The organism is Algibacter sp. Ld11 (assembly GCF_045066735.1).
Classification (GTDB): Bacteria; Bacteroidota; Bacteroidia; order Flavobacteriales; family Flavobacteriaceae; genus Algibacter.
The window spans coordinates 135,302-156,701 of sequence record NZ_JBISHH010000024.1; the positions used below are offsets into that span (position 1 = coordinate 135,302).

Annotated in this window: 23 protein-coding genes and 1 tRNA gene; 19 read left to right on the forward strand and 5 right to left on the reverse strand. The window is 33.6% G+C overall.

The annotated features are described in order from the left end of the window. Positions 1–31: 31 nt before the first annotated feature. Positions 32–105, reverse strand: a tRNA-Ala gene (locus ACJJV4_RS10960). A 9-nt stretch (positions 106–114) separates the two neighbouring features. Further along, the gene (locus tag ACJJV4_RS10965) at positions 115–909 is read right to left on the reverse strand and encodes a universal stress protein (protein WP_405294343.1); all 795 of its coding nucleotides are present in this window, start codon (positions 907–909) and stop codon (positions 115–117) included. A gap of 122 nt (positions 910–1,031) precedes the next feature. Here ACJJV4_RS10965 and ACJJV4_RS10970 point away from each other — a divergent pair, with 122 nt between their 5' ends. The 19 genes from ACJJV4_RS10970 (at position 1,032) to ACJJV4_RS11060 (ending at position 18,731) form a co-directional block, all read left to right on the forward strand. After that, positions 1,032–2,366 carry an MATE family efflux transporter gene (locus ACJJV4_RS10970; RefSeq protein WP_405294345.1) on the forward strand — a complete coding sequence of 445 codons (1,335 nt, stop codon included), beginning with the start codon at positions 1,032–1,034 and terminating at the stop codon, positions 2,364–2,366. A 44-nt stretch (positions 2,367–2,410) separates the two neighbouring features. After that, positions 2,411–2,581, forward strand: coding sequence for a hypothetical protein (locus tag ACJJV4_RS10975; protein WP_405294347.1), 171 nt, complete (start codon positions 2,411–2,413; stop codon positions 2,579–2,581). Between the two features lie 108 nt (positions 2,582–2,689). Beyond that, a complete protein-coding gene (locus ACJJV4_RS10980; protein WP_405294349.1) occupies positions 2,690–3,145 on the forward strand; it encodes a 6-pyruvoyl trahydropterin synthase family protein in 456 nt (151 codons plus the stop codon). A gap of 172 nt (positions 3,146–3,317) precedes the next feature. Further along, a complete protein-coding gene (locus tag ACJJV4_RS10985; RefSeq protein ID WP_405294351.1) occupies positions 3,318–5,897 on the forward strand; it encodes a tetratricopeptide repeat protein in 2,580 nt (859 codons plus the stop codon). Positions 5,898–5,910: 13 nt separating this feature from the next. Then, positions 5,911–6,312, forward strand: a complete 402-nt coding sequence (locus tag ACJJV4_RS10990) for a polymer-forming cytoskeletal protein (protein ID WP_405294353.1) — start codon at positions 5,911–5,913, stop codon at positions 6,310–6,312. Next, positions 6,287–6,538, forward strand: coding sequence for an AtpZ/AtpI family protein (locus ACJJV4_RS10995; RefSeq protein WP_405294355.1), 252 nt, complete (start codon positions 6,287–6,289; stop codon positions 6,536–6,538). The genes ACJJV4_RS10990 and ACJJV4_RS10995 overlap by 26 nt, the downstream gene beginning before the upstream one ends. Continuing rightward, positions 6,538–6,909 carry a DUF6168 family protein gene (locus ACJJV4_RS11000; RefSeq protein ID WP_405294357.1) on the forward strand — a complete coding sequence of 124 codons (372 nt, stop codon included), beginning with the start codon at positions 6,538–6,540 and terminating at the stop codon, positions 6,907–6,909. The genes ACJJV4_RS10995 and ACJJV4_RS11000 overlap by 1 nt, the downstream gene beginning before the upstream one ends. 135 nt (positions 6,910–7,044) lie before the next feature. Continuing rightward, on the forward strand, positions 7,045–8,160 hold the full coding sequence (gene atpB / locus ACJJV4_RS11005) for a F0F1 ATP synthase subunit A (protein ID WP_405294359.1): 1,116 nt from the start codon (positions 7,045–7,047) through the stop codon (positions 8,158–8,160). An 82-nt stretch (positions 8,161–8,242) separates the two neighbouring features. After that, entirely contained in the window at positions 8,243–8,431 is a 189-nt protein-coding gene (gene atpE, locus ACJJV4_RS11010) for an ATP synthase F0 subunit C (protein ID WP_004569351.1), read from the forward strand. Positions 8,432–8,535: 104 nt separating this feature from the next. Continuing rightward, positions 8,536–9,036: a F0F1 ATP synthase subunit B gene (locus ACJJV4_RS11015; RefSeq protein ID WP_405294361.1), complete on the forward strand. Its 501-nt coding sequence runs from the start codon at positions 8,536–8,538 to the stop codon at positions 9,034–9,036. Between the two features lie 6 nt (positions 9,037–9,042). Further along, positions 9,043–9,579, forward strand: coding sequence for an ATP synthase F1 subunit delta (atpH, locus tag ACJJV4_RS11020; protein WP_405294363.1), 537 nt, complete (start codon positions 9,043–9,045; stop codon positions 9,577–9,579). A 27-nt stretch (positions 9,580–9,606) separates the two neighbouring features. Then, complete coding sequence (gene atpA / locus ACJJV4_RS11025; RefSeq protein WP_405294365.1) at positions 9,607–11,187, forward strand: F0F1 ATP synthase subunit alpha; 1,581 nt, start codon at positions 9,607–9,609, stop codon at positions 11,185–11,187. A 103-nt stretch (positions 11,188–11,290) separates the two neighbouring features. Continuing rightward, positions 11,291–12,151 carry an ATP synthase F1 subunit gamma gene (gene atpG, locus ACJJV4_RS11030; protein WP_405294367.1) on the forward strand — a complete coding sequence of 287 codons (861 nt, stop codon included), beginning with the start codon at positions 11,291–11,293 and terminating at the stop codon, positions 12,149–12,151. A gap of 163 nt (positions 12,152–12,314) precedes the next feature. Then, complete coding sequence (locus tag ACJJV4_RS11035; RefSeq protein WP_405294369.1) at positions 12,315–13,778, forward strand: oligosaccharide flippase family protein; 1,464 nt, start codon at positions 12,315–12,317, stop codon at positions 13,776–13,778. Positions 13,779–13,783: 5 nt separating this feature from the next. Continuing rightward, positions 13,784–14,218, forward strand: a complete 435-nt coding sequence (gene dut / locus ACJJV4_RS11040; RefSeq protein ID WP_405294371.1) for a dUTP diphosphatase — start codon at positions 13,784–13,786, stop codon at positions 14,216–14,218. A gap of 52 nt (positions 14,219–14,270) precedes the next feature. Beyond that, positions 14,271–15,290 (forward strand): sugar phosphate nucleotidyltransferase, encoded by a 1,020-nt coding sequence (locus ACJJV4_RS11045; RefSeq protein WP_405294373.1) that lies wholly within the window; start codon positions 14,271–14,273, stop codon positions 15,288–15,290. A gap of 89 nt (positions 15,291–15,379) precedes the next feature. Next, the gene (locus ACJJV4_RS11050) at positions 15,380–16,735 is read left to right on the forward strand and encodes a tetratricopeptide repeat protein (protein ID WP_405294375.1); all 1,356 of its coding nucleotides are present in this window, start codon (positions 15,380–15,382) and stop codon (positions 16,733–16,735) included. Further along, the gene (locus tag ACJJV4_RS11055; RefSeq protein ID WP_405294377.1) at positions 16,735–17,505 is read left to right on the forward strand and encodes a DUF4292 domain-containing protein; all 771 of its coding nucleotides are present in this window, start codon (positions 16,735–16,737) and stop codon (positions 17,503–17,505) included. Before ACJJV4_RS11050 ends, ACJJV4_RS11055 begins: the two co-directional genes overlap by 1 nt. After that, on the forward strand, positions 17,502–18,731 hold the full coding sequence (locus tag ACJJV4_RS11060) for a murein hydrolase activator EnvC family protein (RefSeq protein ID WP_405294378.1): 1,230 nt from the start codon (positions 17,502–17,504) through the stop codon (positions 18,729–18,731). The genes ACJJV4_RS11055 and ACJJV4_RS11060 overlap by 4 nt, the downstream gene beginning before the upstream one ends. Position 18,732: 1 nt before the next feature. On the opposite strand, the gene ACJJV4_RS11065 is transcribed toward ACJJV4_RS11060, so the two are convergent. From ACJJV4_RS11065 to ACJJV4_RS11075, 3 genes are read right to left on the reverse strand one after another with little or no spacing between them, the layout of a single operon-like run. After that, the gene (locus tag ACJJV4_RS11065; RefSeq protein ID WP_042504088.1) at positions 18,733–19,440 is read right to left on the reverse strand and encodes an ABC transporter ATP-binding protein; all 708 of its coding nucleotides are present in this window, start codon (positions 19,438–19,440) and stop codon (positions 18,733–18,735) included. Positions 19,441–19,449: 9 nt separating this feature from the next. Then, on the reverse strand, positions 19,450–20,928 hold the full coding sequence (locus tag ACJJV4_RS11070; RefSeq protein ID WP_405294381.1) for a DUF5687 family protein: 1,479 nt from the start codon (positions 20,926–20,928) through the stop codon (positions 19,450–19,452). A gap of 8 nt (positions 20,929–20,936) precedes the next feature. After that, positions 20,937–21,341: a DUF2059 domain-containing protein gene (locus ACJJV4_RS11075; RefSeq protein ID WP_405294383.1), complete on the reverse strand. Its 405-nt coding sequence runs from the start codon at positions 21,339–21,341 to the stop codon at positions 20,937–20,939. Positions 21,342–21,400: the final 59 nt, after the last annotated feature.

Genomic DNA, 21,400 nt, shown 5'->3' on the forward strand with positions numbered 1-21,400 from the left:
AACACGAATTTGCGTTTTGTGGTTTTTATTGTGGAGAAGATCGGGCTCGAACCGACGACCTCTTGACTGCCAGTCAAGCACTCTAGCCAACTGAGCTACATCCCCAAAAAAAATTTATTTTAATCCGCGTAATACTAAAACAGGTAAATTACTATGGAAATCTTTTTTCAGAATGGTGTTTTTCTCCCATTTTTTAGCAAAGAAACCACGCTTACGGCGCACAACACAAAGCATATCTGGATTGTGTGAACGATAATGTTCTAACACACCCTGAAACGTAGTAGCGTTTCCACTTTTTGTAACACTACTAGATAGCTCTTCTAACACTTCGTTAACATCAAAATCACCCTCATTATAATGAGGTGTTTTTACTAATAACAAATGTACTTCTGCACCAAATGTTTCTTTTACAGCTTTTAATGGATTTAAAGCACTTTTCTTTTTAATAATAGCCGATTTCATGGCTAACAAAATATTACTTACGGGCTTAAAGACGTAACCTTCCGGAATAATTAATGCCGGTATATTGGTTTGCTTTATTATTTTTCCCGATGTTTTACCTAGATAAACTTCATCTTTAATAGAGTTCGTTCTAGGTTCAACTAAAATTAAATCTACATCGGCTTTTTTACAAGCTAATTCTAAAGTATCAATTAATTTTCCTTTTAAAACCTTTACAATAACCTCAACATTTTTAGTGTCGATTTGCGACACTAAATTATCTAAAAACTCTTTACTTTCACGTTGTATAAGGTCGTCTACCCTAATCATAGTTCCGGCTTTAGTATATACATTATAAACTTGTACTACAAAAAGTTTGGCACCTACGGCTTCAGCAAAATCTACAGCGTACTGTAAATGACTTTGTGCGTTTTTAGACGATCCAACAGGAACTAAAATATTCTTCATAATAACTAATATTATATATTAAATTTGCTGCTTTAAAGAAACAAAAGTAATCATTAAAAATGATTCGCGTAAGTGCATCCACAAAATTGCATAATTAATATTACAGAATCAAACACATCCTCGTGAACACAAACATTAGTTTCAAACATATCAATAAACTCGCTGTACCGGCATTAATAGCAGGAATCGCCGAACCCATTTTATCTATTACAGATACAGCTATTATTGGCAATATCGATAGTTACGCAACAGAATCTTTGGCTGCTGTGGGTATTGTTGGCACATTTATTTCCATGCTTATATGGGTTTTAGGCCAAACTAGAAGCGCCATTTCGTCAATAGTATCACAATATTTGGGTGCCAATAAATTAGAGAAAGTAAAAAATTTACCCGCCCAAGCCATCTTTATAATCACATTATTAAGTGTTGTTATAATAATTAGCACCTACCCATTTGCATCATCTATTTTCAAGCTTTACAACGCCACAAATATAATTTTAGATTATAGTGTCGATTACTATCGCATTCGAGTTTTTGGCTTTCCCTTTACCTTATTCACAATGGCTGTTTTCGGTGTATTCCGAGGGTTACAGAATACCTTTTACCCCATGATAATTGCCACTATTGGCGCTTTTTTAAACATCGCTTTAGATTATATATTTATTTTTGGCATAGAGAACTACATACCAGCCATGGACATTAAAGGAGCTGCTTACGCCAGCTTAATAGCTCAAATTACAATGGCTATTTTAGCAGCAATTTACCTCCATAAAAAAACCGACATTCCGTTAATACCGACTTTTCCGTTAAACCAAGAAATTAACAAATTGGTCATTATGATTCTTAACCTTTTTGTGCGCACATTAGCCCTTAATACAACGCTATACTTTGCTACACGCTTTGCCACAGGTTATGGGCCTGCGCACATAGCAGCTTATACCATATGCATAAATTTATGGTTTTTCGCAGCATTTTTTGTAGATGGATATGCTAGTGCAGGTAATATTTTATCCGGCAAATTATATGGTGAAACCAATTATAATGCTCTATTAAAATTAAGCAATAAACTCATACTTTACGGTATAATTGTAGGGATTATTTTAGCTATTTTCGGAGCTATATTTTATTATCCGTTAGGCCTTATGTTCTCCAAAGACCCCGAAGTTCTAGATCTCTTTTACAGTACTTTTTGGTTGGTACTCATTATGCAGCCTTTTTGTGCATTAGCGTTTATTTTTGATGGCATGTTTAAAGGTTTAGGTAAAATGAAATTTTTAAGAAACGTACTTTTATTTGCTACAGCACTCGTTTTTTTACCTATTTTGTTTTGGTTAGACACCTTAGGATATCAACTTCATGCTATTTTCATTGCCTTAACCTTTTGGATTATAGCTCGTGGTATTCCTTTAATTATAAAATTCCGGAAAATATTTATTCCGCTCTCCCAAAAACATTAACTTTGTGTCTCAAATTATTATACCAAGTAAGCTAAAAAATTATAATGAGTTTATTAATAAGTTTTTTTCAAGAAAATAGTATTGAAAAAAAAATACAAGACGCACCCGATAAAGCTTATGAAATAGGTGTATTTATTGGCTCTATGCTGCCTTTTGTACTTCTTGTACTATTGGCTTACCTTATTTACAGATATAATAAAAATAAAAACAATTAATATTTATAACATGGATATCCTCTCATTTATAAGTGGAAACGGATTATTTCTACTCTTAGCTATAGTACTAATCGTTGTTTACGTTGTAAACCGTAGAAAAAGAAGATAATGGGCAATAATATTCGTATTACAAAAAAATTCGCTTTCGAAACTGGTCATGCTTTATATGGCTACGACGGAAAATGCAAAAACGTTCACGGCCATAGTTACAAACTATCTGTAACCGTAATCGGACAACCAATTTCCGACAACACAAACGTAAAATACGGTATGGTGATCGATTTTGGGGATCTTAAAAAAATTGTAAAAGAAGAAATTGTAGACGTGTTCGATCACGCTACCGTTTTTAACAAAAACACACCACATGTAGAGTTAGCAAAAGAGCTTCAAGCCCGCGATCACAACGTTTTATTGGTAGATTACCAACCAACTAGTGAAATGATGGTTATCGATTTCGCACAAAAAATAAAACAGCGCCTACCTAAACACATTAATTTACACTCTTTAAAATTACAAGAAACCGATAGCTCCTTTGCGCAATGGTTTGCTCACGATAATACCTAGAACATCACCCAAAATGGTATTTATTCTTTTTTTATCATTCATAAAAACCAATTTTAAGTCCAACTAATTTTATTCAGTAAAAGCTTTAAATCCAAAAAGATGCTTATTTTTACCACGCTATATAATAATAGCCTGAGTTTCTTGTTATTATTTTAGACTAAAAACAACAGCATTGAAAACATCTTTTAAAAGTATATTATCCTTATTAACAGCAACTATTCTAGTAGTAAGCTGCTCACGAAAAAAAGACAAATTTATTAGTCGAAACTTTCATGCAGTTACCGCAGAATTCAATGCTCTTTATAATGGTTATAATGCTTTAGAAGAAGGAAGAACAAGTTTAAATGAAGCTTATTTTGATAATTACTGGGATGTATTGCCTATTGAGCGTATGCAAATCTCAGAAGAAGTCATGCTTCCTGGCCAATCTAAAAACGAAAACTTTTCACGCGCTGAAGAAAAAGCTACAAAAGCCATCCAAAAGCATAGCATGAACATAAAAGGGAAAGAGATAAACCCCCAAATGGATGAAGCTTATTTATTACTCGGTAAAGCAAGATATTTCGATCAGCGTTTTGTACCAGCCATAGAAGCTTTTAATTACATACTTTACAAATACCCCGCCAGTGATAAAATAAACCAAGCCAAGGTATGGAGGGAAAAAACTAACATGCGTTTAGACAATAACGAGTTGGCTATTAAAAACTTAAAACGCCTTTTAAAACAAGAACAACTCGAAGATCAAGATTTGGCAGATGCCACATCAATGCTAGCACAAGCGTATTTAAACACCAAATCTATAGACAGCGCTATTACACAATTAGAAATTGCATCTACATCAACAAAAAATAATGATGAGCGCGGACGCTACCGTTTTATTCAAGGACAGCTTTATAATCAATTAGGCAAAAAAGATAGCGCCAACTTTGCTTTCGATAAGGTTATTGAACTTAACCGTAGAACACCAAGAATGTACATGATTACGGCATATCTCGAAAAGTTTAAAAATTTCGATTTTGAAAATGGTAATAAAGTAGAGGCGATAGAACTCCTTACGGAACTAGAAGAAAATCGCGAGAACCGTCCGTATTTAGATAAAATATACCACCAAATAGGTGAGTTTCATTTAAATAATAATTCCGATTCTTCGGCTGTTGCTTATTACAACAAATCACTACGCACAAATTCTCCAGATAAATTACTAACAGCTAAGAACTACGAAACACTTGGCGATATGTTTTTCGATAATTCAGAATACGCTAAGGCAGGTGCTTATTTTGATAGCACGATGAGTAATTTAGCTCTAAACTCAAAACCTTTTAGAATTATAAAACGTAAACGCGACAACCTAGAAGATGTTATTTATTACGAAGCGATTGCGAAAACAAACGATAGTATTTTAACTTTAGTTAATTTACCAAAAGCTGAAAGATTAGCGATATTCGAAATATTTGTAAACGATCTTAAACAAAAAGCAGAGGAAGAAAAAGAACAGGCCGAAGCTGCCGTACGCAATTCAAATTCAGGCTTAATTACAAACAGCAATGTACCAGGAAGTAATAATGCCGTTGGTGCAAGAGGAGGTTTACCAGGCCAAGCCGCTTTATTTTATTTTTACAATCCAACTACAGTAGCTTATGGTAAAAATGAATTTGTAAAAGTTTGGGGAAAGCGTGCTTTAGAAGACAATTGGAGATGGTCTAGCAGAGGTGCCGCGGCAACAAGCACAAATACCAGCGCAGCTGCTAATGATTTGTTAGCCTCAGCATCAGATGAAGAAAAATTTGATCCACAATTTTATATTTCTAGAATTCCTTCCGAAGAAAAAGAAATTGACAGTATTTCAAAAGAAAGAAACTACGCCTATTATCAGCTAGGTTTAATCTATAAAGAGAAGTTTAAAGAATATCAATTATCAAAAAGTAAGTTTCAAAATTTACTAAGAAGCAATCCCGAAGAGCGATTAATTCTTCCTTCTAAATATAACTTATATAAAATTTATGAGCTTTTAGGCGAGAACGACGAAGCCTCTATTGCCAAAGCCGAAATTATTAAAACCTACCCGGAGTCGCGTTACGCCAATATTTTGGAGCACCCCGAATTGGTTTCGGACAAAGATGAAAACAGCCCAGAAAGCCTCTACGAAGCTTTATACAGCTTACATGAGCAGCAAAATTACGCAGAAGTAATATCTAAAAGTGAAGATTATATTAAGCGTTTTGATGGCGAACCTATCATCCCGAAATTAGAACTATTAAAAGCCACCGCAAACGGACGCTTAAATGGTTTTGAGGCTTTCAAAACTGGTATTAACCACTTATCGGTTACCTATGCCAACACCAATGAGGGCAAGCAAGCCCAAAAAATTATTAATGATGTACTTCCTAAAATTGCAAGTAAAGATTTTGTTAAAGCTATAGATAGTGTCACCACAAATTACAAAGTAGTTTTTCAGTTTAAAGATTTGGAACGAAACAATATTCCAGCCTTCAAAAAAGAATTAGATAGTGTTTTAAAAGAAGTCAAATATTACAGATTATCATCGTCCGTAGATTTATATAATTCACAAGAAACCTTTGTTTTAGTTCATGGAATAAAAAATGAAGCTGTTGCCAAAACATTCAAGCAACTATTAACCGATAAAAACAAAAAGAAGATAACTAAACCATTCTTCGTAATTTCATCGGCGAATTATCAAATAATTCAAATACATAAAAACTTAGAAACCTATTTAATCCCTAACAACCAATAACCATTACTGCGTTATGTTCTCAGATAATAAAAAAAATAAAAAAATGGCAGAAGCAACTTCAAACCAAAACATTATAGCCAAAGGCACAACAATAGTTGGTGATTTAAAAAGCGACGGAGACTTTAGAATTGATGGTACTATTGAGGGTAATATAAAAACACCTGGTAAAGTTGTTGTTGGTAAATCGGGTTCTATAAAAGGATCTTTAGAAGGTACCGATGCGCATTTTGAAGGTGATTTTACAGGTAAACTTACTTTAACCGGAACACTAACTTTAAAATCTACTGCTAATATTGAAGGTGATGTTATTGTTGGTAAATTAGCTGTTGAGCCTGGCGCAACCTTCAATGTATCATGTGCTATGCAAGGGTATAAAAAAGAATTAAAAAATGCCGGACAACAAAAAGCAATCTAATAAACAGCTTAATCCGTTTATTAGATTTTCATCCATTGCACTTCAAATGGGGTTAACCATTTATTTAGGCAGTAAATTAGGTGAATGGCTCGATGTAAAATTTAATAACACCAACCAGCTCTATTACAAAATAGTTACTCTAGCTGCTGTTTTTATTGCCATGTATGCGGTTATCAAGCAAGTACTCAATTTAACGAACAGCGATAAAACAAAAAACAAACCTTAATGATTAAGCGTATTTTAATTGTAGCTGCTATTCTTTTAGCATTATTTTTAACAGCCTACAATCTTCAAAATCACCTAACAACCGAAACGCTTTCGTTTTCGTTACTTTCTGTATATTTATTTCATTTAATAGCTGCTGTTATAGTCTATGTTACCGTAGAACTTGTTGCAGAAAAATTACCCAACCAAGCAGGTTATGCCTATTTAACATTAATGTTTTTTAAAATTGGCGCTTTTGTTTTAATCTTTCAATCTTCGGTTTTTGCTAACGATAATTTGACGCAAATGGAACGTATTGGATTGGTAATTCCATTATTCCTGTTTTTAATCACAGAAGCTATAGCTGTTTCAAAGCTCTTAAACAGTAAGTAATTACTAACTTTTTAAGAATTCTTTAAGAATTTTCTATTCTTAGAAAATCTAATAAAAAAAAGGCTTTACTTTTTTAAATTATTACTTACATTTGCACAAAATTTACAGAGCATAAATTTATTAGTTACAAAAAGTATGATGGTGGCAAAAAAATCTATCAATTTTATAGCAGTTTTAGTTTTAGCATTGTTTTCTATATCTTCTTATGGAGATGATGCACAGCATGAACCTGGAAACAAAGTAGATACAGCAGAAGAAATTAATGAATATATTGCACATCACTTAAAGGATTCGCACGATTTTCATTTTTACACGCACAACGAATCTGGAACACACTACAGTTTTCCTTTACCTGTAATTGTTTGGACTAGCAATGGTTTAAAAACATTTATGTCTTCTGAATTTCATCATGACGATGCCGGTAAGGTAATCGTTGATAAAGGTGATACTAAACTAGTAAAACTTCACAGTAAAATATACGAATTAGAAAGTGGGGCTTCTACAATTAGCTTTGATGAAGATCACCACGCAACTAACGCGCACAAAGTTCTAGACTTCTCGATAACAAAATCTGTTTTCGGAATGTTATTAACTGGTATCCTAATGCTATTAGGTTTTGGTGCTTTAGCTAGAGGATACAAAAAAGGAAAAACGATTCCAAAAGGATTTTCTAGAGTATTAGAGCCTTTAGTAATCTACGTTCGTGACGAGATAGCAAAACCAAATATTGGAGAGAAAAAGTACCGTAAATTTATGGGCTTCTTACTAACCGTATTCTTTTTTATCTGGATATTAAACTTATTAGGTTTAACACCTCTTGGATTTAACGTAACAGGCCAAATAGCGGTAACAGCATGTTTAGCATTATTTACAGTTATTATCTATATGTTTAGTGGTACTAAAGACTTTTGGGCACACACCTTATGGATGCCAGGAGTTCCTTATATATTACGCCCTATTTTAGCCGTTATTGAGCTAGTTGGTTTCGTAATTATTAAACCTTTCTCATTATTAATACGTTTATTCGCAAACATTACTGCGGGTCACTTTGTTGTAATGAGCCTTATTGCATTAACAATTACATTAAAAGCATCTTTCGGACCTGTGGTTTCTACAGGAATGTCGTTAGCATTATCATTATTTATAATGGTAATTGAGATATTAGTAGCGTTTTTACAAGCGTTTATTTTCACGATGTTATCATCTTTATTTATTGGTATGGCTGTCGAAGAACACGACGATCACCACTAATAAATAAAAAAACATGATTTCGATGTATGTTGAAATCCAAAACAGAATTTGTTTAATTAATATTTATAAAAATCAAATTAGTATGTACAATTTAATTGGAGCAGGATTAATCGTTATCGGTGGTGGTATCGGATTAGGTCAAATTGGTGGTAAAGCAATGGAAGGTATTGCTCGTCAACCTGAAGCAGCTGGAAAAATCCAAACTGCAATGATCATCATTGGAGCCTTATTAGAAGGTTTAGCATTCGGTGCATTAATCTTAGGGAAATAAGAATTTCCTAAAAAACAAAAAAAAACAGATTCCTGTAACGGTTGGTTGCAGGACCTGTTTTTTAAATTAAACAAAAACAAATAACAACTAATTTATAGTTTTACATGGATCAGTTATTACATGATTTTTCGCCAGGCTTATTTTTTATGCAAGCCATTATCTTATTAATATTAATAGTATTAATGAGAAAATTTGCTTGGAAACCAATTCTAGACTCTTTACAGACTAGAGAAGATGGTATCCAAAACGCATTAGATTCTGCCGAAAAAGCAAAATTAGAAATGCAAAACCTTCAAGCAGATAACCAAAAGTTATTACAAGAGGCTAGAGCAGAACGCGAAGAAATGCTTAAAGAAGCACGCGAGATGAAAAACAAAATGATTGAGGATGCTAAATCTGAAGCAGAAGGTCAAGCCAATAAAATGATAGCTCAAGCACAAGCTGCTATCGACGGTGAAAAGAAAGCCGCTTTAGCCGAACTTAAAAACCACGTTGCTGGTATTTCTCTAGAAATTGCCGAAAAAGTAATGCGTACTGAATTATCTAACAAAGACAAGCAATTACAATTGGTTGAAACGATGTTAGCTGAAAAATCATTAAACTAAATTATAATGGCGGGAGCAAGAGCAGCAATACGTTACGCTAAAGCATTATTAAGTTTAGCATCAGATCAAAACGCAGCAGATATTGTTGGTAATGATATGAAGCTAATCTCTAATACTTTGGCAACAAGTAAAGATTTAAGCGAAGCACTTCAAAGCCCTGTAATTCCTTCTTCAATTAAAAAATCGACTTTATTAGAAGTTTTTAAAAACTCTAATATATTAACCAATAATTTAATTGATACCTTAATCACTAACAATAGAATTAATATTTTAGGCGATGTTGCTATAAAATATAGCCAATTGTTAGATAACTCAAAAGGTGTTGAAGTAGCAACGGTTACTACAGCAGTAGAACTAACAGCTGCGTTAAAGGAAACTGTTTTAGCTAAAGCTAAAACACTTACAGGTAAAAATGTTGAAGTAGAAAACATTATAGATGAAAGCATTTTAGGTGGTTTCATTTTACGCATAGGCGACTTACAATACAACGCAAGTATTGCCAACCAGCTTAGCAAATTAAAAAGAGAATTTACATTAAACTAAGGTCTTTAGATCTAAATAAACAATAAGATGGCAGAAGTAAAACCAGCTGAAATATCAGCAATCTTAAAACAACAACTATCAGGTTTTGAAGCAAGCGCTTCATTAGACGAGGTAGGAACTGTATTAACAGTAGGTGACGGTATTGTACGTGCTTACGGATTAGCTAATGCACAATATGGTGAATTAGTAGAATTCGAAGGTGGTGCAGAAGGTATCGTACTTAACCTTGAAGAAGATAATGTAGGTATTGTACTTTTAGGAACTTCAGTAGGAGTTAGAGAAGGTTCTACAGTAAAACGTACTAACCGTATTGCTTCTATTAATGTAGGAGAAGGTATTGTTGGTCGTGTTGTAGATACTTTAGGTAACCCAATTGATGGTAAAGGACCAATTTCTGGTACTACTTACGAGATGCCTTTAGAGCGTAAAGCTCCTGGTGTTATCTATAGAGAGCCAGTTACAGAGCCATTACAAACGGGTATTAAAGCAATTGATGCTATGATCCCGGTTGGTAGAGGTCAACGTGAGTTGGTAATTGGTGACAGACAAACAGGTAAAACTGCAGTTTGTATTGATGCTATCTTAAATCAAAAAGAATTTTACGATGCAGGTGAGCCTGTATATTGTATATACGTTGCTGTAGGACAAAAAGCTTCAACAGTAGCACTTATTGCTAAAACTTTAGAAGAAAAAGGCGCTTTAGCTTATACTACAATAGTAGCTGCAAATGCATCAGATCCTGCTGCAATGCAAGTTTACGCACCATTTACTGGAGCATCTATTGGAGAGTATTTCAGAGATACTGGTAGACCAGCTTTAATTGTTTTTGATGATTTATCTAAACAAGCCGTTGCTTACCGTGAGGTATCTTTATTATTAAGACGTCCACCGGGACGTGAGGCATATCCTGGAGATGTATTTTACTTACACTCTCGTTTATTAGAGCGTTCTGCAAAAGTTATTAATAACGATGCCATTGCTAAAGAGATGAATGACTTACCAGAGTCGTTAAAACCATTAGTAAAAGGTGGTGGATCTTTAACTGCATTACCAATTATTGAAACTCAAGCAGGTGATGTTTCTGCTTATATCCCAACAAACGTAATTTCTATTACTGATGGGCAAATTTTCTTAGATGGAGATTTGTTTAACTCTGGAGTTCGTCCAGCAATTAACGTAGGTATTTCTGTATCTCGTGTTGGTGGTAACGCACAAATTAAATCAATGAAAAAAGTATCTGGTACTTTAAAATTAGATCAAGCACAATACCGTGAGCTAGAAGCTTTCGCTAAGTTTGGTTCAGATTTAGATGCAGTAACTTTAAATGTAATAAACAAAGGTAAACGTAACGTAGAGATCTTAAAGCAAGGTCAAAACGATCCTTTTAAAGTAGAAGATCAAGTAGCAATTATCTACGCTGGTTCTAAAAACTTGTTAAAAGACGTTCCTGTTGAAAAAGTAAAAGAATTTGAAAGAGATTTCATTGAATTCTTAAACGCTAAGCATAGTGATGTATTAGCTACTTTAAAAGCAGGCAAATTAACTGATGCTGTTACAGACACATTAATATCTGTTTGTAAAGAACTTTCAGCTAAATACAAAGCATAAAACAGTTTGAAGTTATGAGTTTATACAAGCTCATAACTTCAAATTTAAATTATAAAATTAATGTCACTCTGAGGGCAATCGCAGAGTCTTTATAAAATAAAGAATGGCTAATCTTAAAGAAATACGTAACAGAATATCATCAGTATCTTCAACGATGCAAATTACCAGTGCCATGAAAATGGTATCGGCTGCAAAGTTAAAAAAGGCACAAGATGCTATTACAGCTATGCGTCCTTATTCAGATAAGTTAACCGAACTTTTACAAAGTTTGAGTGCCACTTTAGATGCTGATTCTGGTAGCGCATATGCCACGCAACGTGAAGTAAAAAAAGTTTTAATTGTAACCATAACTTCTAATAGAGGTTTAGCGGGTGCATTTAACTCTAACATTATTAAAGAGGTTATCAAAATGACTTCTGAAACTTATGCAAACCAAGAAGTATCTTATCTTGCTATAGGTAAAAAAGGAAATGACGCCTTTAAGAAAACCAATAATGTTATAGATAACAGAAGTGATATTTACGATCATTTAACGTTTGATAACGTTGCTGAAATTGCTGAGATGTTAATGGATAAATTTATTGCTGGCGAGTTCGATAAAATCGATATTGTTTATAATAAATTTAAAAATGCAGCAACACAAATTGTAACTACCGAACAGTTTTTACCAATTGTACCGGTAGAAGGCGAAGCCGCTAACGCTTCCGATTATGTTTTCGAACCATCGAAATTAGAAATCGTAGAACAGTTAATTCCAAAGTCTTTAAAAACACAATTATACAAAGGTATTCGTGATTCTTTTGCAAGTGAACATGGCGCTCGTATGACGGCTATGCACAAAGCAACAGATAATGCAACAGAATTAAGAGATCAGCTTAAATTAACGTACAACAAAGCGCGTCAAGCAGCTATTACTAATGAAATACTGGAAATTGTTGGTGGTGCAGAAGCATTGAATAATTAGAGAAAGTATTTAATAACATTTAAAGACCCTTCAAGTTTTATAACCTGAAGGGTTTTTTTCTTCTATTAATCCAACAAACATAATTATCGCCAAACATAGCAATAACTTATCTTTGCTTAACGTTCGCTAAAAACGTACTTTTAACACCACAAAACAACTAGCATTGAGCGCACTAAAATCTCTTTTTAAGCAAACATTTATTTATGGCTTAGCCACGGTTTTACCGAGAATGTTAAGTTTTATGCTAGTACCTCTTTACACAACAGATGGCGTACTCTCATCGGTAAGCGAATACGGCGAAGTTTCGGTAATCTTCTCATACTTTGTGCTATTTAATGTTATTCTTGCTTACGGCATGGAAACCGCCTTTTTCAGGTTTTTCAATACAGAAGAAGATAATAATAGTGTAACAGGAACCTCTACAATATCTCTTGGAATCTCATCATTTTGTTTTTTTATAATTGCATTGATATTTCAAAACCAAATTGCCTCATTTATTGATATTGATGTTAAATATATCAATATTGTCATATGGATTTTACTTTTCGATGCGTTAGTTATTATTCCATTCGCATGGTTAAGAGCAACCCAACAACCTATGCGCTATGCGATAATAAAAATTCTTAACGTCGCTATCAATTTAGGATTAAATCTATTTTTTCTACTTGCTCTTAAAGACTTATCATATTCTTACACTGCTTTCGGTGCTATTTGGCGGGATAATTTTGAAATCAGCTATATATTTATAGCAAACTTAATTGCAAGTGGCATAACGCTTCTATTAATGCTACCGTTCTATACCAAAACTAAATATGTATTCAACAAAGATTTGTGGAAACGAATGATGAAATACGCCTACCCTGTTTTAATTGCAGGCGTTGCTTTTTCCATTAACGAAACTTTCGATCGTATTCTATTGAAAGAACTGTTACCACCCAATATCGCTGACAACGATATTGGTATGTACTCAGCATGCTATAAGCTTGCCTTATTTATGACGCTTTTTGCCACCGCATACCGTTTAGGTATTGAACCTTACTTTTTTAGTCACGCTAAAAGCGAAAATCCGCAAAAAAATTACGCAAGAATATTAGAATTCTATGTTGCGTTAGGCTCTATAATTTTATTAGGTGTTGTTGTTTTTGCTGATATTTTGAAACCTATAATTGTTAGAAGTGAAGATTATTGGGAAGCTATGTGGGTAGTCCCGATAATTTTAATGGCCAATTTCTTTCTAGGTATTTATCATAACCTATCCGTTTGGTATAAAGTCACTGATAAAACCAAATTTGGAGCATACATTTCCATTGTTGGAGCCATAATAACTCTAGTAATAAATATTATATTCATAAAAAAATTCAGTTATAAGGCATCAGCAATTGCAACCCTATCTGCCTATGCTCTTATGATGATTTTATCTTATTACTTCGGAAGAAAATATTACCCTATACCCTACAACCTAAAAAAAATACTAATGTATCTTATACTCTCCATTGGTCTGTCTATATTATCCTTTTATCAATTTAGAGCTAATTATGTTGTAGGCATATCGATGTTAATTGTATTTTTGGGAATCGTTTATTTTTCTGAGAAAGATGACATTAAAAAAATCTTAAAAACGAAGTGAAACAAATGCAAATAAAAATAATAAACAAATCTAACCACGAATTACCGCACTATGAAACCATAGCGTCGGCAGGTATGGATTTACGCGCCAATATAACAGAAGCTATCACCTTAAAACCATTAGCAAGAACCATTATAAAAACAGGTTTATTTATTGAGTTGCCCATAGGGTTTGAAGCCCAAGTTCGACCACGCAGTGGGTTGGCTGCCAAAAAAGGCGTAACCGTTTTAAACGCACCAGGAACCATTGATGCAGATTACCGTGGAGAAATTGGAGTTATTTTAACTAATATTTCTAATGAAGATTTCATTATCGAAAACGGAGAACGTATTGCACAACTCGTTATTGCAAAACACGAACGCGCAGAGTGGATTTCTGTTGAAGAATTATCTGAAACCTCAAGAGGTGAAGGTGGATTTGGAAGTACGGGCGTGAAATAAAAAAAACAAAAAATAGATTTCCGCCTTCGCGGAAATGAAAAAATTACTTAATATGAAAATAATAGTACCAATGGCCGGACGCGGATCGCGTTTACGCCCACACAGTTTAACAGTACCAAAACCATTAATTCCTGTTGCCGGACAGCCTATTGTACACCGTTTGGTAAAAGATATTGCCAAAGTTTTAAAACAACCTATAGAGGAAATTGCCTTTGTTTTAGGTGATCCTGCTTGGTTTGGTGACGATGTTGTAGAGAGCTTAAAAGCCCTTGCTGAAAACTTAGGCGCAAAAGCTTCTATTTACCGTCAAGATAAACCGCTAGGTACTGGCCACGCTATTATGTGCGCAGAACCTTCGCTTTCTGGGCCTGCAGTTATTGCTTATGCCGATACTTTAATTCGTGCTGAGTTCGATTCAGATCCTGCTGCCGACAGTGTTATTTGGACTAAGCAAGTAAAAAACCCTCAAGCTTACGGTGTTGTAAAATTAAACGACAACCAAGAGATTGTTGAACTTGTTGAAAAACCAGAGTCTTTTGTTAGCGATCAAGCCGTAATTGGTATTTATTACTTTAAAGATGTTGCTGTTTTAAAAGGAAAACTTCAAGAAATTCTTGATGAAAACATTATGAATGGCGGAGAATACCAAATTAACGATGGTATAAAACGTATGATGGCAGACGGTAAAGTATTTAAAACTGGAACTGTAGACGAGTGGATGGATTGCGGAAACAAAGCCATTACTATAGAAACTAACCAACGTATGTTAGGCTTTTTAAAAGCTGATGGCGAAGAGCAATTAGTGGCAACATCGGCTAAACTAGAAAACTCTAACATTATAGAGCCATGTTTTATTGGTGAAAATGTCGTGCTAAAAGACGCAACGGTTGGTCCTTTTGTTTCTATTGGAAACAATACGGTTATAGAAAATTCGACTATTAAAAACAGTTTAATTCAAACAAATTCAACTATTACAAATGCGAATTTAGACAATGCCATGATTGGAAATCACGTAAAATACGATGGTGACTTTACAAGCATTAGTATTGGTGATTATTCAGTTTTAGAATAAAAATTAAAATAAATACGTTTTATTTTTATTTGGTATATTAATTGAAAACCAAAACGTATTGGTAACTTGCTTTAAGCATTACATAATAAATGAAACACACTTTTCATATTTTACTGGTTATCTGCGGAATGCTAATCTTTCCGCAGATAAACTATGCACAGGTAGATTTTAATAAACGTCCAGACGACGATTTAGGAAACAATGAGGATGCCTTTCAGGAGTTATTTTACGAAGCTTTAAAGCAAAAGAGTATTGAAAATTTCGACCGTGCAGCCGAAGGTTTTCAAAAATGTATAGCACTCAACAAAGCTATTCCAGTTTTACACTTTGAATTAGGAAAAAGCTATTATAATCTTAAAAATTATAACGCAGCTGAAGAGGCTCTTAAAAAAGCAGTTGAATTAGAGCCAGACAATGAATGGTTTTTAGATGAGCTTTATGGCTTTTATGCAGGGCAAAATGATTTGGATAATGCTATTAAAACGGTTAACCAACTCGTTAGTTATCATCCAGATTACAAAGAAGATTTAGCATCACTTTACGTGAAGACTAAACGTTACGATGAAGCCCTACTCCTTTTAGATGAATTAGATACTGAGCTTGGTGTTTCTATAGATAGAGACCGCATGCGAAATATAGCATATGAAGCTACGGGTAGAAAAAAGGATCAAATAGAAAATTTAGAATCTCGGGTTGAAAACAATCCAGATAAAGAATCGAACTATTTAGCTTTAATTTTCCGCTACAGCGAAAATAATAATAAAGAAAAAGCTTTTGAAACCGCAAAAGAACTTCTTGAAAAAAATCCAAATTCGCAGCTTGTACATTTGGCTTTGTACAAGTTCTATTTAGATGAAAACAATGCGGACAAAGCCATAGAATCTATGAAGGTTGTGGTGCAAAGCACACAAATAAAGCCTGAGGCTAAAACAAAAGTATTATCAGACTTTGTTAATTTTGTTAAGCAAAACCCACAATATGAAGCCGATTTACTAGAAGCTACAGCTTTAGTAACCGAACAAGATAACGAGAAATCGCTATTAGAAATGGGGCAGTACTATATGTCTCAAAATAACAAAACCAAAGCTTTAGAGTATTTTGAAAAAGCACTAGAGCAAGACAGCAATAACTTTGCCGTTTTAAAAAATATTTTGTTGCTTAAAATAGATTTAGAACAATTTAAAGGCGTAGAAGCAGAAAGCAGCGAAGCTCTAGAAAAATATCCATCGCAGCCGTTATTATATTTAGTAAACGGAGTGGCTTTAAATAACCTCAACCAACCTAAAAAAGCTATTGACGCCTTAGAAATTGGATTAGATTATATTATTGATGATGTTAAAATGGAAGCTGATTTTTACAATCAATTAAGCAAAGCTTACACGCTTTTAAACAATACTGCCAAAGCGCAAACGTTTAGTGATAAGGCACAACAATTAAAAAATTAATGAACAAACCTATATTTTACGTTTTAAGCATTATGCTACTTTTAAGTTTTAGCTGTAAATCTGCAAGAACCATTACTGGTGGAGCTGATAATTTAAACTTATCTACAAAAGCGGTTATAAAAGAAAATAGCAAGCAAAGTCCAGATTTTAATACATTACAAGCTAAACTTAGAATTAACTTTAATAAAAACGGAAAATCACAAACCAACAGCGTTAGCTTTAGAGCTAAAAAAGATGAAGTGTTGTGGATGAATGCACCGTTTTCTGTTATTAGAGCAATGATAACTCCAGAAAAGGTTGGGTTTTATAATAAACTAGACAATACTTATTTTGAGGGTGATTTTTCATATTTAAGTAAATTATTGGGTACGGAATTAGATTTTCAAAAGGTGCAAAACTTACTTTTAGGTGATGCTATTTTCGATTTAAAAAATGGAAGTTACACGGCTTCGGTTAATGAGGATACTTATATTCTGCAGCCTAAGAAACAACAGCTTTTGTTTGAGATTTTCTTTTTAATAGATCCTTCACTTTTTAAAGTGAAATCGCAACAAATAAGTCAGCCTAAAGAATTGAGACATCTACAAATTGATTATTTATCGCATCAGGAAGTAGAGAAACAAATACTGCCAGAAAACATAAAAGTTATTGCTGTAGAAGGCAACGAAGAAACCATTATAAATCTAGAATTTAAAAGTGTAACATTAAACGAAGATTTACGTTTTCCGTTTAAGATACCTTCAGGTTTCAAAAAAATTGAATTGGAATGATTTTAGGAAAATCTTCATATAAAATAATATTTCTACTAGGTTTTTTGCTTTGTAGCTCTCTTAGTTTTTCTCAAAACAATAAACAGAAAGAGCTAGAAACGCGTCGCCAAGAGTTACGTCGCGAAATTCAGAAAATAAACGAATTACGTACCGAGAACAAAACGATAGCGAAATCGAAACTTTCTTTAATTGAAGATTTTAATCACAAAATAAGTGTGTTGGATAATTTAATAAAAGTAACCAACCGCCAAGCCAACTTATTAACACGTGAAATAAACACGAATCAGAGCAAAATAACGAGTTTAAGAGACGAACTCAAGCAATTGAAGGCAGAATACGCTGCTATGATTGTTAAGTCGTATAAAAGCAAAAACCAGCAAAGTAGGATTATGTTTTTATTATCGTCTAATAATTTTAAGCAAGCCTACAAACGTGTGCAGTATATGCAGCAATATGCCGACCATCAAAAAAAACAAGGTGAGACTATAAAAGCAAAAACAAAGGAGCTACAAGACATAAACACCAACTTATTAAATCAAAAGGAGGAAAAAAATAATTTAATTGCTGAAAATAAGGTTACTCAAAAATCTTTAGAAAGTGAGCGTAAACAGCAACAGGCTTTAATGAAAGAAATTCAGGGTAATATTTCGCGCTACGCCAATCAAATTAAAGATAAAGAAAAAGAAGCCCGACGCATTGATGCCGAAATAAATAAAATTATTAGAGCCGCTATTGCTAAATCTAATAAAAAGGCTGGAAAATCTTCGAGTTCAAAAACATTTGCATTAACACCAGAAGGTTTAGCCTTAGCCAAAAATTTTGAAGCCAACCGTGGTAAATTGGTTTGGCCAGTTAGTAAGGGTGTTGTACAAATGGGCTACGGTAAGCAACCACACCCTGTAATAAAATCGTTAACCATAAACAGTAACGGTGTACGTATTGCAACCGAAAAAGGCGCTAAAGCTAGAGCTGTTTTTAATGGCGAAGTTATTGGTGTAGTGGCCAACAAAAATGTAAATCCGTTTGTAATTATACAGCACGGAAATTATATTACGTACTATAAAAATTTATCTAAAATTTACGTAAAAGCAGGAGACAAAGTAACAACTAAGCAAGATATTGGCGAGGTATTTACCAACCCTTCAACAGGAGAAACTATTTTGAGTTTTGTAATTTCTAAAGATACGGACACACAAAACCCATCGAGTTGGATTTATAAAATGTAAACTACACCTCTGCCCCACCCGAAAAATGTAGTTCTAACTCTTTTAAGGTGGCTTCACTGGTTTGTAAATCTTTCACTATCGTTCCTTTTTCTAAAACAACAATGCGCTCGCAAACATCGGTTACGTGCGATAAGTCGTGACTAGAGACTAAAACGGTAACACCCTGTTTTTCGGCAAGGTTTTTAATAATACCTTTTAGCCTTATTTGTGTGGTTGGATCTAGGTTTGCAAAAGGTTCATCTAAAATAATAACCTCAGGGTTTCCAATTAATGCGGCTACAATACCGGCTTTCTTTTGATTTCCTTTACTTAAATCGCGTAAAAACTTCTTCTTACCTAAAATTTCATCATGAAAAAAATCTGAAAATTGCGCTACCAACGCATCCACATCGGCCTTATTTTGATTCCGAAGTTCTCCTATAAAATAGAAATACTCTTCGGGTGTTAAATACCCAATCAAAAAGGTTTCATCTATAAAAGCAGATGTAAACGGTTTCCAATCTTCACTTTTATCCACCTGCACATCGTTACTCTTAATAAAACCTGTAGTAGGTTGAATTAAATCTAAAAGCAAACTGAAATACGTGGTTTTACCAGCGCCATTATTACCAACCAAGCCAAAACTCTGCCCTTTTGGGATATCTAGAGATTCAATGTTTAAAACCTGATTTCCGTTGTATGTTTTCGATAAATTTGATGTTGTTATCATAATATATTTTTAATTATCCTGATCGAAAGCATCAATCATTTTATACTTAGAGCTTACGTATTTATTGGTAATAAATGTCATTATTTTTTGATGAAGCAAAATACCAATCACACCTAATAAGCCCAATACCAAACATGCTATTTCAAAACTACTAATAGCATACGCGATACCGAATATAGCCAAAGGCACAAACATAAGCGGTATACCAATTAACCATTGCACAGCTCCAGTCCCTTGAAAATTAAAAGCCGCTTTTTGATCGAGGTTAATTCTTTTTCTATTGTACGAGCCTCCAATTAAAATAACATGGGTATTTACACCAATGTTATAAATGGCCGCTACAAATTGTGCTAATAAAATTCTCCATCCAAAATACACATACGGAATACTTAGCACGAAGAGGATAATAACGCTTAACGTCATTAAGGTGAATTTGGACTTTAAATAATTTTCGTATTTAATATTTTGACTCATTAAGAGTTTGTAATATCCACTATCCCAGGCCGGAATAAATTGTCCGAAATTAATTAAAAAGATACCTGTTACAAAAATGCCAACAAAGGCATACATCCAAGGTATTTCCATATATTTCTGATTTGGATAAAACATCAAACCGTATAATAACCCAATGGCTAGCATCCATAATGAAGATCTGGTACGTTTATTTCGCCATAACAATTTTAAATCTAATTGCATAAAAGGCGCCACATCTCCAAAGCTTCTAGTCCAGTCTAAATTTGAGGTTTGTACTTCCTTAATTTTAGTTTTTAAACCACTATCCAAAAACAGTTTTTGTTTCAGTAATTTAAAATTAAAAAGATAAAGCCCTACTAAAACCGCAATGAGTATTACAATAAAACCAGGCGTGTTATAAATAGCTTGAAATCCACTAGAAACTACAGTGCTTAAAGAAATAATTTGAAAATAGTCTAAGGCATATAAAGCGACAACCAAAGCTATTATTGGTAAAAACGAAAGCTCATATTCTGCAGAAAAGCTTTCAATAATGAAGTTTAAAAAATTAATTATTAAGGTTGTAATGACCAATGCAAGCATCCAAAACAAAACAGCCGTTGTTGGATAGTCGTTTAATATTAAAGTAATTCCGAAAGGAATAATTGCGAAAAGCGGTAATGCATTAAAAAATGAAAACACCGATTTTCGCAATACATAATTTACAATTTGACTTCGTTTAACAGGTAGGGTAAGTAATGGCTTAACGCTCATTACTGGTAGTTTCTGCATAAAAAACCGAAACACCAAATCGCCTAAAAACCAGTAAAATAAAAAACTATTTACGGTTAAAAATGGATTCTGATCTGGAAATTTATCATTCAAAAGAGGGTAAACAGCAATGCCTATTAACAAAAACATGCCCACTAAATACAGTGCAAAAAAGCCCATTAAAACTTTTAAAGCAAGCCCTTTACCAAAATCTGCAGATCTAAAAAATGCTTTCCATTCTAAACTTAAAAATAGTTTAATCATGCCAGCGATTAATTATATTTTGCCGCAATACCTTGCACTTCTATTCCCCAAGATTGTCCCATGGCCATACCACGTTGAGCTAAATTTAACTGCTTGGATGCCAGTTTTTTTCCTAAATCTGTATGATAAAACTTAACTAATTCTTCTATTTCTGGTTGTGTAAATTCACCCATGTACAAATCAGCCATTTTATCGTATAAGCCCACTAATGTCCCATTTGCTTCTTCGGTATAAGCTTCTTTTTTTTCGGCAGGAACCATCATCCCCAATTGCGCAATGGCTGTTTCAAAAGCAGAACCTGCACCTGTAATTTTAATAAACTCAATAGTCTCTTTTTTAAAATCGCTTTGTTCTTGAGCTTGTGTTGAAAGTGTTAACATAAATAAGCCAATGCATAGTAGTAGTTTTTTCATTTTTATTGAAATTTAATTAGATTGTATATCTTGAATTATAATTGTTGGTAATAAATTTA